Genomic DNA, 14,318 nt, shown 5'->3' with positions numbered 1-14,318 from the left:
CAACCAATACAACAGGTTGTGTTGTGCGTGCCGGTTGAGCTGGTGGAAGAGGCGGATAGCATCGCCGTATGACGCCAACCGCTGATGACTCGCGCCAAGTGAACGAGCAGATTGCGGATGCCCTTCAGAGGGACATCGAGTCAGGCAAGTTCAAGGCGGGTGCGAAGTTGCCGTCGGTCCGCGCGATCGTGAAGGACTTTGTCGTAGCTGCAGGTACCGCGTCGAAGGCGCTGCAGCTGCTCGAACAGCGCGGCCTCGCACGTCAAGACTCGACGCGTGGCTACTTCGTCAGAAGCCAGGCCGAGGAGCCGGAGACCGGCGAGCCCAGCCCGGAGTTCGTGGCGATCATGCAGGAGATCGAGGGCATCCGGACTCACCTGGCTCGTCTCGACGAGCGCCTGAGCCAGCTGGAGGGGCCGAAGGGCTCTGAATGAGCGTCGTCGCGAGTTCTTGCGCCCTCTCTGACAACGTATCTACCTCGGCAGAGAGCTCACTGATCGCGGTCTTTACCTCTTGCCATTCGCGTGCCGTCAAACCCACGACTCTTCCCCCTTGTTGCCGTCTCAGCGTGTCTCACTCTGTACGCCTTCGACGCTATGGCGCTGGTCCCGGGAGACCCCGGAAAATCCTTCCGGGGTCCCTTTCCGAACTGAGCTGAGGCTGAAGCCATGCGAGGAATGACGCAGCACCTAACGACCGGCGAGCGTGTTGCCTGGTACCGCCATCGCCGTGGTCTGTCTCAGGACGTACTGGCTGGTCTCGTCGGCCGCACGGCTGACTGGCTCGGGAAAGCAGAGAACAACCGCATCGAACTCGATCGCCTCTCGGTGATCCGGGCGCTCGCTCACGCGCTGGACGTGTCCATCGGAGACCTGATCGGCGAGCCGACCCTACTGGAGTGGTCCAAGGACAGCGGCCAGCGAACCGTGCCTGCCCTTCGCGAAGCGCTCATGGACTACCGGCTCCTCACCCCGCTCATCGGGAGGCCGGCCGACGGCGAACCTCCGACGCTGACGGCGCTGCGGTCGGATGTTGGCGAAGTCTGGGACGCCTACCAGGACTCGCGTTACGGATTCGCAGCCCGCCAGCTCCCACCGCTCCTGGCCGACGCCTTGCTCGCGGCTCGCACCTGCACTGGGGACGAACGCGACGAAGCTAACGGCTTGCTGGCCATGACCTACCAGGGCGCCGCCATGGTGCTGGGCAAGCTCGGCGAGAACGAATTGGCATGGATGGCGGCAGACCGGGGGCTTGGTGCAGCGCAGCTGAGTGGCAACAACGTGATCATTGGGTCGTTGTTCCGATCCGTGACGCACTGTCTGCTCTCCACAGGGCGCTTCGAGACGGCCGCGCAGCTCGTGAGGGACGCGGCCGGATTCCTCGAACCGGGACTGGGCGAGCCGACGCCGGCGTACCTGTCCGTGTACGGGACGCTGTTCCTGACCGGGGCCATGGCAGCGGCCCGAGCGGAGGATCGAGCGACCACCCAGGAATTCCTCCGGGAAGCCGGGAGTGCAGCCACTCGGCTCGGCACCGATGCCAACCACATGTGGACGGCCTTTGGCCCGACGAACGTGGCGATCCACCGGGTAGCCACGGCCGGCGAGCTGGGTGACATGCAGATCGCGGCAGAGCTCGGGCCCGAGGTGGACACCAGCGGCCTTCCGGTGGAGCGGCGCGTGCGGCACATCCTGGAGGTCGCACGGGCCCTCAGCGCGTGGAACCGTACCGACGAGGCACTCGCCGCAGTGCTGGAAGCCGAGCAGCTCGCGCCCGAACAGGTCAGGCACCACTACATGAGCCGAGATCTCGTCCTCGGCTGGGTCCGCGGCACCCGAGGACGCCCGAGCCAGCCGGTTGCTGACCTGGCGGAGAGGCTGCGGGTGGTGTGAGCTGGTTAGGCTCGTTCGCATGAGCGACAACGAGCACGAGGCGAAGATGGCGCGCCCGAGAATGGCCTCGGGCGCGCTGTTCTTTGACGACCAGGGGCGGGTCATGATGCTTGAGCCGACGTACAAGGACTACCGGGAGATCCCGGGAGGCTATGTCGAGACCGGCGAGTCTCCGCGCCAGGCGTGCATCCGGGAGGTGCGCGAGGAACTGGGCATCGAGCCGGAGATCGGGCGACTCCTCGCGGTGGACTGGGCTCCCAGCCCGACGGAGGGCGACAAGGTCCTCTACATCTTCGATGGCGGAGTCCTGGCCCCAGAGCTGCGGGGACGGATCGAACTGCAGTCATCAGAGATCGGCTCGTACGACTTCCACCCTGCTTCCGCCCTGGCAGACCTCACGATTCCTCGGCTCGCGCGGCGGATCGAGGCTGCCGTCCAAGCCAGGACCACAGGAAATGTGGCCTACCTGGAGCACGGGCGTGAGGCTCAGCGCGCGGCATGACCAGTCAGACCACCGGGGGAACGCCCTGTGGACGAGGCGTGGACGCGGCAAGGCAAAATGCCACCGACTAGCCGTTGCTGTGCAGGCCAGGTGCCTGGCGCTTTGTCCGCGGGCATTGTCTTGAAAACTGTCGTGGCGGCAACGTCACCGTGGGTTCAAATCCCACAGCCTCCGCAGGAAGAAGGCCCCTGACCAGGGAAATCCCGGTCGGGGGCCTTCTCCGTTCCTCGCTGATCTTCCCGCATGCGGTCTGCTTCCCTCGACCGACTGGCTCTGCGTCGTTACGCGCGTAAGGCATAAGGCCGTCCTCCGGATTAGAGGCCGCGAACGTCCGGTTGGGCTGCCGTAGAAGTAAGGATGGCCGATCACCCGAAGCGGTTTGCTGACTGATCCGGGGGTTCGGAATTCCCCACCCGTTTGACCGTCGCCGAGGTGTGCCTTGCCTTCCAGCGGGATCTAGTTGGGACGAGCGGCCGATGTGCGGCCTGACCGAAGGGATCCACTGTGCCCGACTACACCGTGCGTGTCACGATCGACTCGGATTCCATCAAGGAGATGGACAAGTACACCCTTTACGGGTTCAAGGCAGTGAAGACGTCAGGCGATGCCGAGCCTGTCGTGTGGTTCGCGGACAACTCCTACAGCACCAACACCGACATCACTTGGCATACGGAGTATCAGGCGTATGCGTCCCCCTTCGCCCAATCGGGCCCGATCAGCACGTACCACCCGGAGGATATTGAATTGGGGGAGACCTTCAAGGTCGAAGACAAAAAGTGTCTGGGCAGCGTAATCGGGGATCCGGATCCCAAGCAACCCATCACTGTGACCAACAGGGTTCTCTCGACGAAGTTCAGAGTGGGGATCGCCCAGAAGCCTTCGGTGAGAGACGAGTTTCGCCCACTCTGCACATCGACGATGATCGCGGATGGGACAAACGCCTTCATGCCCGTCGAGAGGGTGTTGCTCATTTTCGCAACGAAGGAAATCGACGAGGGTGCTGTCATTACGAAAGCCTTCTCGGCTGGCGTACTGATCGACCTGACCGGCGCCGAAAAGAGGACCGTCAGCTTCAGTACGCAAAACTCGTGGAAGTGGGACGAAAAGGCGAAGTGGGCGAAGAAGATCACGCAGGATGATCCGATCACCCAACACTTGGTCTCGGCGCAGCAGCACAGAATGCTGCTGCACTCGGCTTAGTCGCGTATCCCCGGCGCCACGCTGGCTCTTGGCGTGGCAGTGGCGCCGGGGCTGGGTAGATCTGAAGGAGTGGTGTCGACCATGGCTGAATATGAAGTGACCTTGTTTGTTGACGCTAGTAATGATGGCTCGGGCGCTAAATTACCAAAGCTCTATGGATTCAAGGCGGCAGGCGATAATCATCCGCAGAGTAAGCCACTCGTCTGGTTTCATGCTGAGTATGTAACCAGGACCTCGATCAAGTGGGATACCCGAAGCTGGGTTTATGTCGCCAAGGCTCGCCAAGGCAAGGAGCCTCTCACTTCGTATAGCCCGCGTGAACTGCAGTGCGGGGAGCAGTTTGTAGTTGATTCGGTAAAGGGGTCTGGGCAGGAATTGGCGTACGACGATCCTACGCATATCGCCGTAGTCAATAAAGCAGGGAAGGGGCTCCGGGCTGGTATGGCCGGAGAAGTCTCGGTGGCCGGCACCCCTATGGAGACAATCCCCTACTGCGAGAACCCCCTCGCAAATGAGGCGATGACTACATTCAAACCCGTTGAGAAAGTGATTCTTTTTATCGCTCAATCAAGCGCCGAAGAATCTGAAATTAAGAAGGGGGTTGTCGTTGAAAATGCACTGTCGCCCGGCGTGGTCATTGATGCGGCTATTGCCGATTGGGAAGGGGAGGAAATGAAAGTGCGTTTCAACGAAAAGGAGGGAACCTGGAGTTGGCCTGAAGGGGCGGCGTGGGCGCGCAGCATCGAGAAGGGGGATGACCTCACCAACTTCGTCCATTTCTAGCTTAAGCCGAAAGGGATGCCGCTGGTTCGTGCGGACCGGCTCTCGCTTAAGAGTGGGTGGGCGGTCCGGTGGGGTTATTCGCCGAGGGCCTGGCGCTCTTCGGACTCTTCCTCCTGGGCGTGGAGGTGTTTGAGGGCGGAGCGGGCGGCGGGGGTGTCGTCGCAGGTGGCCCAGAAGGGGTGGGTGACGACGCGTTCGGCGAGGGTGAGTTGGCGGGTGCGCAGCTCGGAGACCTGGGCCTGTTCCTCGTCGGTCCAGCCCGGGGAATCGGGGCGTTCGGTCTCGTGGAAGTGGCCGTTTTCCTTGGTGTGCGTCCAGCCGGGGAGCGGTTCGATCGACCACGGCAGGTGTTGGTAGAGGTCCGCGAGGGCGGACCGGACCTGGTGCAGCTCCAGCTGTGCTTCCCGCAGGTCCTGGGGGAAGTCGTAGGTCTTCTGCTTGTCAGCCACAACGGAAGGATACCGCTCATCCGTTCGATTCCGTGGGGACGGCGCGGGCGCTGTGGGGGGTTTCACCCGGTTGGCGGGTGGGTGTCAGGGCGTTGCTCGTGGGGGTTCGACGCGGGCCAGCCAGGTGGTGAGGAGGGCTTCCAGTTGGGCGGCCTCTTCGGGGTTCAGGTCGTCGAGGAGGGTGCGCTCGTTGTGCATGTGGTCGGTGAAGGCCCGGTCGAACAGGTCGCGGCCGGCTTCGGTCAGGGCGACCACGCGGCCGCGGCCGTCGGTGGCCGAGCGGCGGCGGGTGACCAGGCCGTCGTGTTCGAGTCGGTCGATCCGCTTGGTCATCGCGCCGGTGGTGACCATCGTGTGCGCGGCCAGTTCGCCGGGTGCCCGCTCGTAGGGCTCGCCGGCGCGGCGTAGGGCGGCCAGGACGTCGAACTCGCCCTCGCTCAGGCCGTATCGGCGGTAGACGAGGTAGAGGCGGTCGGTGAGGAGGGCGCCGAGGCGGTGCAGGCGACCGATGACGCCCTGCGGGCTGACGTCGAGGTCGGGGCGTTCGCGGGCCCATTCGGCCTGGATGCGGGAGATGTGGTCGGGGGGTGGGGGTGGCGGGATTTCGGGCATGGGGGGAGCCTATGGCTTCCTTGGAAGGTAGTTTAGCTTCCATGGAAGGTATTTTGCGGTGGGGATTGCTGACGGCCGTCGCGCCGGTGGCGTGGGGCACCAACTACTTCGTGACGCATGAGTTCCTGCCGGACGGCCATCCCCTGTACGGGGCGGCGATCCGGGCGCTGCCCGCCGGTGCGCTGCTGCTGGCGGTGGGTCGGCGGCTGCCGCGGGGCGCGTGGTGGTGGCGGTCGGTGGTGCTCGGCGTGCTCAACATGGGCGGGTTCTTCGCGCTGGTCTACGTGGCGGCGCAGCGGTTGCCGACGAGTCTGGCCTCGGTGGTGATGGCGTTGTCGCCGCTGGTCATGGCGTTGATCGCGTGGGGGCTGGTGGGTGAGCGGCCGCGGGTGGCGCATCTGGCCGGGGCGGCGGTGGGCGCCGGCGGGGTCGGGCTGATGCTGCTGACGGCGTCGGCGGCGGTGGACCCGGTCGGGGTGCTGGCGTCCGTGGGGGCCATGGGGATGTCGTCGCTGGGCTATGTGCTGGCCAAGCGGTGGAGTTCGGGGGACGGCGCCGGGGTGGACGTACTGGCGTCCACGGCCTGGCAGTTGGTGGCGGGTGGGCTGCTGCTGGTGCCGTGCGCGGTGGTGGTGGAAGGGGCGCCGCCGGTGCTCGACGGGCGGGCGTTGCTGGGGTTTGGCTATGTGACGGTGGTGGCGACGGCGGTGGCGTTCGCCGCGTGGTTCGCCGGGTTGCGGCGGCTGCCGGCCGCGACGGTGGGGTTGATCGGGCTGCTCAATCCGGTGACGGGGGTATTGCTGGGGACGGCGCTTTCCGGGGAGGCGCTCGGTGGGCGGGAATGGTGCGGATTGGTGCTGGTGCTGGGTGGGGTGTTTCTGGGGCGGCCGGGAGGCAAGGCCGAAAAGGGCGGGAAGGCGGCGCGGGGGAATGGTGCGCGGGGGCGTGTGGGGGTCGGCGGGGAGAAATAGCTGGCAGGGAGGGTGGGGGGCGGTGAGGGTGGGGGGATGGAGCGTTCTTTTGAGGAACTGGTGGCGGAGGCCGCTGAGGTGTCGGTGGCGGGCTGGGACTTTTCCTGGTTGGCCGGGCGGGCCACCGAGCAGCGGCCTTCGTGGGGGTATCAGCGGTTGATGGGGGAGCGGCTGGCGCGGGCGTCGGCGGCGCTGGACATCCAGACCGGGGGCGGTGAGGTGCTCGCCGGCGCGGGGGTGTTTCCGCCGGTCATGGCGGCCACGGAGTCCTGGCCGCCGAACGTCGCCAAGGCGACCGCGCTGCTGCATCCGCGGGGTGCGGTGGTGGTGGCGGACGCGGACGAACCGCCTCTGCCGTTCGGTGACGCGGCGTTCGACCTGGTGACCAGCCGGCATCCGGTGACGGTGTGGTGGGAGGAAATCGACCGGGTATTGCGGCCGGGCGGCAGGTATCTCTCCCAACAGGTCGGTCCGGCCAGTGTGTTCGAGTTGGTGGAGTATTTCCTGGGGCCGCAGCCGGCGGAAGTGCGGCGGGCCCGGCATCCCGAGGACGCGCGGCGGGCGGCGGAAGCGGTGGGCTGGGAAGTCGTCGATCTGCGGCACGAAACGCTGCGGACCGAATTCTTCGACATCGGGGCCGTCGTCTATTTCCTGCGGAAAGTGGTGTGGATGGTGCCGGGATTCACCGTGGAGCAATACCGGGAGCAGCTGCGGGAGTTGGACCGGCTGATCCGCCGCGAGGGGGCGTTCGTGGCGCATACGACGCGGTTCCTGATCGAGGCGCGGAAGCCGGTCGGGTAGCGGCGCGGGTGGTCCCGGGGCCGTCCGCCCCGGGCGCTCAGCGGTGGGCCGCCGAGGCGAGGGTGGCGCGGGCCTCGGTCTCCGGGAGGCCGGTGTGGCGGGCCGCGGCGACCAGGCGTTCGGCGAGTTCTGCCCCGAGTCCGGATTCGTAGGCGCGGCAGGCGGCCCAGAAGAGGCGGGTGTTGCGCTGGCCCCGGGGGGCGGCGCGGACGAAGCGGAGGAGGGCGGCGGCGGGCTGCTGGGGGCGGGCGTGCGGGTCCGCGTACGGGGACGGGTGCGGGCGGCCGGGCGGGGTGCCGAGCGGGGGCAGTAGGAGCGTCAGCAGGGCGTGCGGGGCCGGGGCGGGGCGGCGGGGCGCGTCCGGCGCGAGGACGTACCGGCCGTGGGTGGTGAGGGAGCCGGGGCCGACCAGATAGCCGCCCGCGCCGCGGACGTCGACGCCCGGGGCGAGCCGGCCGGCGGAGTTGGGGACGGGCGGCGCCGGCGGGCCGGTGAACCACAGGTGGCGGCCGCCGCTGGGGGTCAGGACGGTGACCGTCGGGGGGAGCGGGAAGCCGTGCGCCTCGGCGATGAGGCGGAGGGCGGTGCGGCCGTCGGCGCCGTGCTTGGTGTCGAGGTCGAGGCCGATGAGGTGGTGTGGGGCCCGGCCGCAGGCGATGCCGTAGCCGGTGGCCCACGGGGCGGCGGCGAACATCCGGCGGATCGCGAGCGGGTCGGTGGCGGCGTCGTGGACGCCGTGGCCGAGGCGGCCGCAGGCGCCGTGGCAGGGCGGGGCGGCGAGGTCATCGCGGGTATCGGGCGCGCCGTGGTCGTGGTGCGGGGACCGCAGGGCGGGGAGTTTGCCGCGGGTCAGCGGGATGACGGGGTAGCCGCGCTCGGCGGCGAGGAGGGCGTGGGCGAGGGCGGTGTGGTGGGCGTCCGCCGGGGCGAGGGCGGGGGCCGGGGTCGGGGAGGTGTGGGGCGCCGTCCGGAGGGCCGGGCGGGGGTCGGGCCGGAGGTCGGCGGGGGCTGCGGGCGGGAGCGTGGCCGCCGCCGGGTGTGCGGTGGGCGGTGCGATATGGCGTCGGGGCGTGGCCATGGCTCTATTTTCGTACGAATGTTCGATGAAGGGAAGGGGGATGGGGTGGGCGTGCGGCGAAGATCACGTATGCGCCGGGTCTGTTGGGGCGCCGGGTGACGGGTGGTTCTCAAGGGGCGACTGGGCCGTAGTGGATCACTGCGGCGCGCGGGGGTGGCGCGGGGGCGCGAGTGGGGGCGTCGGGGTTTACCCGGGGTTCCTCATGCTTGCGGGGGAATCGGTCGTTCGCTGCGGGTTCGCTGCGGATCGGTGGGCAATCCTGAGGTCGCGACGTCGAGGCAGGTACCGCGGTGGTCGGCCAACTACCCGGTGGACACATGGAGTTAGCGCTTTACGGACCGGCCGGGACCGGTCGTCCGGAGCGGGGGACCAGGAGGAAGGGGACCCCGTCCGGGGGAGGGTCCCGCAGGCCGGGCCCCTTTATCGGATTTATCGGATCCATCAGGTCAGAAGCTAGAAGTTTGCCTTCCGTAGGAGGAAGACATGGCAAGCACCCGTACCGCCCGTGTCATCGCTGTCGCTCTCGCACTGCCCTTCGCGGCGGCGCTCTGCGCCGGTGTGGCGCAGGCCGACAACGGCGGCTTTGCGAACAACGGGTCGAGCTCGGCCGCCACGAGCCAGATGGGCACCGGCGTCGGTCACGACAACCACGGCAACTCCACGACCGGTCAGCAGGTGGCCAACGGCGCCGGCGCGTCGAACCAGAACAACACCGCCAGCGTGAACGGCCACGGCTTCACCGTGATCGACCAGGACAACGCCAACGTCGACTTCAACCAGATCTGGTGAGCCGGTCCGCCGCACTCGGGTGCGGCGGTTGACCGGCGGGTGATACGAGGCGCCGCGCGGCGGGCCAGTGAGCCGCTCTGGGGTTCGCCGCGCGGACCTTGACAGCGAGCGGGTTTCTGACGGACAGTCAGAAACCCGCTCGCTCGTTCGTACGGCCGTCACCCGAAGGAAGGCCCGCCGACGTGCACCTCGCCCCCACCGCGCGCCAACAGCGACTGCGCGCCGAACTCCGCGCCTACTTCCGTGACCTGCTGCCGGACGGGCCGGTCGCGGACCCGGTGGCCCAGCGCACGGTGCTCCGCCGGATCGGCGCCGACGGCCTCCTGGGCCTGGGCTGGCCGACCGCGTACGGAGGGCAGGGGCGCGGGCCCGACGAGCAGTTCGTCTTCTTCGACGAGGCGTACCGCGCGGGCGCCCCGGTCTCGATGGTCACGCTGAACACCGTCGGCCCGACGCTGATGAAGTACGGGACGCCGCGCCAGAAGGACTTCTTCCTGCCGCGCATCCTCAAGGGCGAACTGGTCTTCGCGATCGGTTACACGGAGCCCGAGGCCGGCACGGATCTGGCGTCGCTACGGACGCGAGCGGTGCGGGCGGCGGGAGCGGGGGACGGGGAGGGCGTCGGCGCCCCGGGTGGTGACGGGTCCGGCGCTGGCCCCAAGGGGGCGGTCGGTGGCCCCAAGGGGTCGGTCGGTGGCCCCGAGGGTCCCGACTGGTTGATCCACGGCAGCAAGAGCTTCACCAGCAACGCCCACCAGGCCGACTGGATCTGGCTCGCCTGCCGCACCGACCCGGACGCCCCCCGGCACCGCGGCATCTCGATCATCCTCGTGCCGACCGATGCACCCGGCTTCTCCTGGTCCCCCATCGAGACGGTCGGCGGGCTGATGACCACCGCCACCTACTACGACGGGGTGCGCGTCCCGTACGGGAACCTCGTCGGGGCGGAGAACGCCGGCTGGGGGCTGATCACCAATCAACTCAACCACGAACGGGTCGCGTTGGCGGCCATCGGGATGCAGGCCGAGGACGCCTACGAGGCCGCGCTGGCCCATGCCGGCAGGCCGGACCCGCAGACCGGGGAGCGGCCCGCCGACCGGGCCTGGGTGCGGTCCCGGCTCGCCGAGGCGCACGCCCGGCTGGCCGCCACCCGGCTGCTCAACTGGCGGCTGGTCGGCGACGTCGGCGCCGGGACGCTGAGCCCCGGGGACGCCAGCGGGGTCAAGTTCGCCGGTACCGAGAGCACGGTCGAGGTCTACCGGATGTGCCAGGAGGTGGTCGGCGACACCGCGCTCATCCGGGCCGGCTCGCCGGGCGCCTACGGGGACGGCGAGTTGGAGCGGATGAACCGCGCCGCACAGATCAACACCTTCGGGGGCGGGGTCGGCGAGGTGCAGCGGGAGATCGTGGCCACGATGCGACTGGGCATGCGGAAGGGGCGGCGGCGGTGAGTGGGGACGAGGAGACCCCGGTGCGGGACGGTGCGGGGGCGGACGCCTCGTACGAGCGGGCGCTGAAGGCGTACGAAGGGCGGTCGGCGGCGACCGGGGGGGTGGGGAAGGACCCGGTCAACGAGGCGATGATCCGGCACTGGTGCGAGGCGATGGGCGATGCCCACCCCGCCTACCGGGGGCCGGGCGGCGTCGCCCCGCCGACCATGCTCCAGGCGTGGACGATGGGCGGGCTCTCCGGTCACCAGGGCCGCAGCGGCGCCCACGACGAGCTGTTCGCCCTGCTCGACGGCGCGGGCTACACCGCGGTCGTCGCCACCGACTGCGAGCAGGAGTACCTGCGACCGCTGCGCCCCGGGGACGTGATCACCTTCGACGCGGTGATCGAGTCGGTCTCGGCGTGTAAGACCACCAAGCTGGGCACCGGGCACTTCGTCACCACGCGGATGGACATCCGGGCGAACGGGGAGGCGGCCGGGACGCACCGCTTCCGGATCCTCAAGTACGCGCCGGCGGCGCGCCGCGGCTCCAAGGGGCGGGGCCCCGACGGGTCGTCCCGGGGGAAGCGGCCCCGGCCGGTCATCAACCGGGACAACGCCGGGTTCTGGGACGGGGTGGCCGACCACAAGCTGCTGATCCAGCGCTGCGGCGGCTGCGGCACGCTGCGCTTCCCCTGGCTGCCCGGGTGCAACGGCTGCGGTGCGGCGGAGTGGGACACCGTCGAGGCGAGTGGCGCGGGGACGGTCTATTCGTACGTGGTGATGCACCACCCGCCCTTCCCGGCCTTCACCGCGCCCGAGGGGCCGGCCGGCGCGGCGGGGCCGTACGCGGTCGGGCTGATCGAGCTGGCGGAGGGGGTGCGGATGGTCAGCAACGTCGTGGGGGTGCCGTACGACCGGGTGCGGATCGGGATGCCGGTGCGGCTGGAATTCCTGCGGGTGGATACGGAGTTGGTGCTTCCGGTCTTCCGGGCCGGGGCGGACGCGGACGCGGCGGCCGGGGCGGAGCCGGCGGCCGGGGCGGCGGGCGCGGGAGGCGAGGGCTGACGTGGACTTCACGCCTACGGACGAGCAACGGGCCGCGGGCCACCTGGCGGCGGAGATCTTCGGCGACCTGTCCACACCGGAGCGGCTGGCCGCCCTGGGCACGTCCGCCGACGCCGACCTGTGGAAGGCCCTGTGCGCGGCCGGACTGCCGGGCGCGGTGGAGGAGGCCGGGCTGCTGGGCCTGGTGCTGATGGCGGAGGAGCAGGGGCGGACGACCGCCCAGGTGCCGTTCGCGGCCAGTTGCGCGTACGGGCTGCTGGCCGTCGGCGCGCACGGGAGCGCGGCGCAGCGGGCGCGGCTGCTGCCGGGGCTGCGGGACGGGACGGAGGTGGCGACCGGGGCGTTCGCGCGGGCGGCGGGGGCCGGCGGGCCGCGGCCGGTCGCCGCCGGACCGCCGGCGGACTCCGGGCGGGCCCGGCTGACCGGGACCGTACCCGTCGTCCCCTGGCTGTGCGAGGCCACGGTGCTGCTGGTCCCGGACGCGGAACGCCGACTGTGGCTCGTCCGGGCCGACGAGTCCGGCGTCGGCGTCGAGCCGGTGGCGACGACCGCGCCCTGGTCCGCGGGCCGGTTGACGCTGGAGGGAGCCGCGGCCGAGCCGCTCGGCGGTCCGGGCGCGCACCACCCCCACGGCGCCCACGACGAGGTGCTCGCCGTCGCCCGGACCGCCTTCGCCGGGCTCCAGGCGGGCGTGTGCGCGGGCGCGCTGGCCCGGGCGGTGGCGCACACCACCACCCGTGAGCAGTTCGGCCGCCCGCTCGCCACGAACCAGGGGGTCCAACTGCGGGCCGCCGAGGCGTACATGGACACCGAGGCGATCCGGGTCACCGCCTACGAGGCGGCCTGGCGCCTGGACGCCGGCCTGGACGCCGTGACGCATGCGCTGACCGCCGCCTGGTGGGCCGCCGAGGCCGGTAAACGGGTGGTGCACACCGGCCAGCACCTGCACGGCGGCATCGGCGCCGACCTCGACCACCCCGTGCACCGGCACTTCCTCTGGGGCCGGCAGCTCGACGCCTATCTGGGCGCCGGCGCCGAACTCCTCGAAGAACTGGGCGCGTTGCTGACCAAGGAGCCGCAGGCATGACCACCGACGCCGCCCGGGACGCGGACCGGGCCACCGCACCCCACCCGGGCCTGGAACTCCCGCCCCTCACGCTCCCCGTCACCCGCACCCTGATCGTCTCCGGGGCGCTGGCCTCGCGCGACTACCAGGACGTGCACCACGACGCCGAGGCGGCCCGGGAGAAGGGCTCCCCGGACATCTTCATGAACATCCTCACCACCAACGGCCTCGTCGGCCGCTACCTCACCGACCACTTCGGCCCGCGGTGCGTCCTGCGCAAGGTCGCGATCCGCCTCGGCGCGCCCAACTACCCGGGAGACACCATGGTGTTGCGGGGCACCGTCACCGCCGTCGACGGGGAGACGGTCCAGGTGCACGTCGTGGGGGCGAACGGCCTCGGCAACCACGTCACCGGCACCGTCACGGTCCAGCTGGAGGCGGGCGCCCGATGACCCGTCACCGCCCCGACTCCCTCGGCGGCCGGGCCGCCGTCGTCGGCATCGGCGCCACCGAGTTCTCCAAGGACTCCGGGCGCAGCGAACTCACACTCGCCGTCGAGGCCGTGCACACCGCCCTGGCCGACGCCGGACTCACCCCGGACGACGTGGACGGCCTGGTCACCTTCACCATGGACACCAATCCGGAGATCACCGTCGCCCAGGCGGCCGGCATCGGCGAGCTGACGTTCTTCTCCCGCGTCCACTACGGGGGCGGCGCGGCCTGCGCGACCGTCCAGCAGGCGGCCCTCGCGGTCGCCAGCGGGCTCGCCGACGTCGTGGTCTGCTACCGCGCGTTCAACGAACGGTCCGGCCGTCGTTTCGGCGCCGGCGTGCAGCAGCGCGAACCGTCCGCCGAGGGCACCGCACTCGGCTGGAACCTCCCCTTCGGCCTGCTCACCCCGGCCTCCTGGGTCGCCATGGCCGCCCAGCGCTACCTGCACACCTACGGTCTGACCCCGGACGCCTTCGGCCACGTCGCGGTCACCGACCGCCGGCACGCCGCCCGCAACCCGGCCGCGTACTTCTACGACCGGCCGATCACGCTGGCCGACCACGCCGCGTCCCGCTGGATCGTCGAACCGCTGCGGCTGCTGGACTGCTGCCAGGAGACCGACGGCGCGCAGGCGCTGGTGGTGACCTCCGTCGAGCGGGCCCGCGACCTGCCGCAGCCGCCCGCGCTGATCACCGCCGCGGCCCAGGGCGCCGGGCGCGCGCAGGAGCAGATGACCAGCTTCTACCGCGACGACCTCACCGGCCTCCCCGAGATGAACGTCGTCGCCCGCCAGCTGTGGCGCACCGCCGGCCTCACCCCGGCCGAGATCGACGTCGCCATCCTCTACGACCACTTCACGCCCTTCGTCCTCATGCAGCTGGAGGAGTTCGGTTTCTGCGGCCGCGGTGAGGCCGCCGACTTCGTGGCCGCCGACGCCCTCCCCCTGAACACCCACGGCGGCCAGCTCGGCGAGGCGTACCTGCACGGTATGAACGGCATCGCCGAGGGGGTGCGCCAGCTCCGCGGCAGCAGCGCCAATCAGGCCGGCACCCCCGACCACGTCCTGGTCACCGCGGGCACCGGCGTGCCCACGTCGGGATTGGTACTGGGGCGGGCGGGGTAGCCCAGCGGGCGTCGGCGACCGCCCCGCCCCTAGGGGAGCGCCCGGCGCGCTCCCCCCTGAGGA

At 70.2% G+C, this 14,318-nt stretch carries 16 protein-coding genes; 13 read left to right on the top strand and 3 right to left on the bottom strand.

All coding sequences use genetic code 11. The annotated features are described in order from the left end of the window. Nucleotides 1-68 precede the first annotated feature (68 nt). The 5 genes from ACO0M4_RS18215 (at nucleotide 69) to ACO0M4_RS18195 (ending at nucleotide 4,377) form a co-directional block, all read left to right on the top strand. Nucleotides 69-434, top strand: coding sequence for a GntR family transcriptional regulator (locus ACO0M4_RS18215; RefSeq protein WP_430371680.1), 366 nt, complete (start codon nucleotides 69-71; stop codon nucleotides 432-434). Nucleotides 435-677: 243 nt separating this feature from the next. Then, on the top strand, nucleotides 678-1,892 hold the full coding sequence (locus ACO0M4_RS18210; RefSeq protein WP_430371679.1) for a helix-turn-helix domain-containing protein: 1,215 nt from the start codon (nucleotides 678-680) through the stop codon (nucleotides 1,890-1,892). Between the two features lie 19 nt (nucleotides 1,893-1,911). Next, the gene (locus ACO0M4_RS18205; RefSeq protein WP_430371678.1) at nucleotides 1,912-2,394 is read left to right on the top strand and encodes an NUDIX domain-containing protein; all 483 of its coding nucleotides are present in this window, start codon (nucleotides 1,912-1,914) and stop codon (nucleotides 2,392-2,394) included. 504 nt (nucleotides 2,395-2,898) lie between these two features. Then, the gene (locus tag ACO0M4_RS18200; RefSeq protein ID WP_430371676.1) at nucleotides 2,899-3,594 is read left to right on the top strand and encodes a hypothetical protein; all 696 of its coding nucleotides are present in this window, start codon (nucleotides 2,899-2,901) and stop codon (nucleotides 3,592-3,594) included. Nucleotides 3,595-3,675: 81 nt separating this feature from the next. Next, on the top strand, nucleotides 3,676-4,377 hold the full coding sequence (locus ACO0M4_RS18195; protein ID WP_430371674.1) for a hypothetical protein: 702 nt from the start codon (nucleotides 3,676-3,678) through the stop codon (nucleotides 4,375-4,377). 74 nt (nucleotides 4,378-4,451) lie between these two features. Here ACO0M4_RS18195 and ACO0M4_RS18190 read toward each other — a convergent pair whose 3' ends face one another. Together ACO0M4_RS18190 and ACO0M4_RS18185 are read right to left on the bottom strand one after the other, a co-directional pair. After that, complete coding sequence (locus tag ACO0M4_RS18190) at nucleotides 4,452-4,826, bottom strand: hypothetical protein (protein WP_430371673.1); 375 nt, start codon at nucleotides 4,824-4,826, stop codon at nucleotides 4,452-4,454. Nucleotides 4,827-4,910: 84 nt separating this feature from the next. Continuing rightward, nucleotides 4,911-5,438, bottom strand: coding sequence for a MarR family winged helix-turn-helix transcriptional regulator (locus ACO0M4_RS18185; RefSeq protein WP_430371671.1), 528 nt, complete (start codon nucleotides 5,436-5,438; stop codon nucleotides 4,911-4,913). 41 nt (nucleotides 5,439-5,479) lie between these two features. Here ACO0M4_RS18185 and ACO0M4_RS18180 point away from each other — a divergent pair, with 41 nt between their 5' ends. Together ACO0M4_RS18180 and ACO0M4_RS18175 are read left to right on the top strand one after the other, a co-directional pair. Further along, entirely contained in the window at nucleotides 5,480-6,409 is a 930-nt protein-coding gene (locus ACO0M4_RS18180; RefSeq protein WP_430371669.1) for a DMT family transporter, read from the top strand. Between the two features lie 36 nt (nucleotides 6,410-6,445). Continuing rightward, complete coding sequence (locus tag ACO0M4_RS18175) at nucleotides 6,446-7,210, top strand: class I SAM-dependent methyltransferase (RefSeq protein ID WP_430371668.1); 765 nt, start codon at nucleotides 6,446-6,448, stop codon at nucleotides 7,208-7,210. A gap of 37 nt (nucleotides 7,211-7,247) precedes the next feature. On the opposite strand, the gene ACO0M4_RS18170 is transcribed toward ACO0M4_RS18175, so the two are convergent. Continuing rightward, nucleotides 7,248-8,288 (bottom strand): bifunctional DNA primase/polymerase, encoded by a 1,041-nt coding sequence (locus ACO0M4_RS18170; RefSeq protein WP_430371667.1) that lies wholly within the window; start codon nucleotides 8,286-8,288, stop codon nucleotides 7,248-7,250. Nucleotides 8,289-8,771: 483 nt separating this feature from the next. On the opposite strand from ACO0M4_RS18170, the gene ACO0M4_RS18165 reads away from it, so the two are divergent. From ACO0M4_RS18165 to ACO0M4_RS18140, 6 genes are all read left to right on the top strand, one after another. Further along, nucleotides 8,772-9,077, top strand: a complete 306-nt coding sequence (locus tag ACO0M4_RS18165; protein WP_430371666.1) for a hypothetical protein — start codon at nucleotides 8,772-8,774, stop codon at nucleotides 9,075-9,077. A gap of 182 nt (nucleotides 9,078-9,259) precedes the next feature. Next, nucleotides 9,260-10,528 (top strand): acyl-CoA dehydrogenase family protein, encoded by a 1,269-nt coding sequence (locus ACO0M4_RS18160; protein ID WP_430371665.1) that lies wholly within the window; start codon nucleotides 9,260-9,262, stop codon nucleotides 10,526-10,528. Next, on the top strand, nucleotides 10,525-11,574 hold the full coding sequence (locus ACO0M4_RS18155; RefSeq protein WP_430371664.1) for a bifunctional MaoC family dehydratase N-terminal/OB-fold nucleic acid binding domain-containing protein: 1,050 nt from the start codon (nucleotides 10,525-10,527) through the stop codon (nucleotides 11,572-11,574). Before ACO0M4_RS18160 ends, ACO0M4_RS18155 begins: the two co-directional genes overlap by 4 nt. 1 nt (nucleotide 11,575) lies before the next feature. Continuing rightward, entirely contained in the window at nucleotides 11,576-12,661 is a 1,086-nt protein-coding gene (locus tag ACO0M4_RS18150) for an acyl-CoA dehydrogenase family protein (protein ID WP_430371663.1), read from the top strand. After that, a complete protein-coding gene (locus ACO0M4_RS18145; protein WP_430371661.1) occupies nucleotides 12,658-13,092 on the top strand; it encodes a MaoC family dehydratase in 435 nt (144 codons plus the stop codon). The genes ACO0M4_RS18150 and ACO0M4_RS18145 overlap by 4 nt, the downstream gene beginning before the upstream one ends. Next, entirely contained in the window at nucleotides 13,089-14,255 is a 1,167-nt protein-coding gene (locus ACO0M4_RS18140) for a lipid-transfer protein (RefSeq protein ID WP_430371659.1), read from the top strand. Before ACO0M4_RS18145 ends, ACO0M4_RS18140 begins: the two co-directional genes overlap by 4 nt. The last annotated feature ends 63 nt before the right edge of the window (nucleotides 14,256-14,318 follow it).

It is taken from the genome of Streptomyces sp. RGM 3693 (assembly GCF_050471125.1).
Classification (GTDB): domain Bacteria; phylum Actinomycetota; class Actinomycetes; order Streptomycetales; family Streptomycetaceae; genus Streptomyces.
This window is presented reverse-complemented; position numbering and strand designations above follow the sequence as displayed.

Bases quoted from the DNA above. Each gene is read 5' to 3' on its own strand.
- ACO0M4_RS18215 (WP_430371680.1), top strand. From the start codon at position 69: ATGACGCCAACCGCTGATGACTCGCGCCAAGTGAACGAGCAGATTGCG.
- ACO0M4_RS18210 (WP_430371679.1), top strand. From the start codon at position 678: ATGACGCAGCACCTAACGACCGGCGAGCGTGTTGCCTGGTACCGCCAT.
- ACO0M4_RS18205 (WP_430371678.1), top strand. From the start codon at position 1,912: ATGAGCGACAACGAGCACGAGGCGAAGATGGCGCGCCCGAGAATGGCC.
- ACO0M4_RS18195 (WP_430371674.1), top strand. From the start codon at position 3,676: ATGGCTGAATATGAAGTGACCTTGTTTGTTGACGCTAGTAATGATGGC.
- ACO0M4_RS18185 (WP_430371671.1), bottom strand. From the start codon at position 5,438: ATGCCCGAAATCCCGCCACCCCCACCCCCCGACCACATCTCCCGCATC.
- ACO0M4_RS18180 (WP_430371669.1), top strand. From the start codon at position 5,480: ATGGAAGGTATTTTGCGGTGGGGATTGCTGACGGCCGTCGCGCCGGTG.
- ACO0M4_RS18175 (WP_430371668.1), top strand. From the start codon at position 6,446: ATGGAGCGTTCTTTTGAGGAACTGGTGGCGGAGGCCGCTGAGGTGTCG.
- ACO0M4_RS18170 (WP_430371667.1), bottom strand. From the start codon at position 8,288: ATGGCCACGCCCCGACGCCATATCGCACCGCCCACCGCACACCCGGCG.
- ACO0M4_RS18165 (WP_430371666.1), top strand. From the start codon at position 8,772: ATGGCAAGCACCCGTACCGCCCGTGTCATCGCTGTCGCTCTCGCACTG.
- ACO0M4_RS18145 (WP_430371661.1), top strand. From the start codon at position 12,658: ATGACCACCGACGCCGCCCGGGACGCGGACCGGGCCACCGCACCCCAC.
- ACO0M4_RS18140 (WP_430371659.1), top strand. From the start codon at position 13,089: ATGACCCGTCACCGCCCCGACTCCCTCGGCGGCCGGGCCGCCGTCGTC.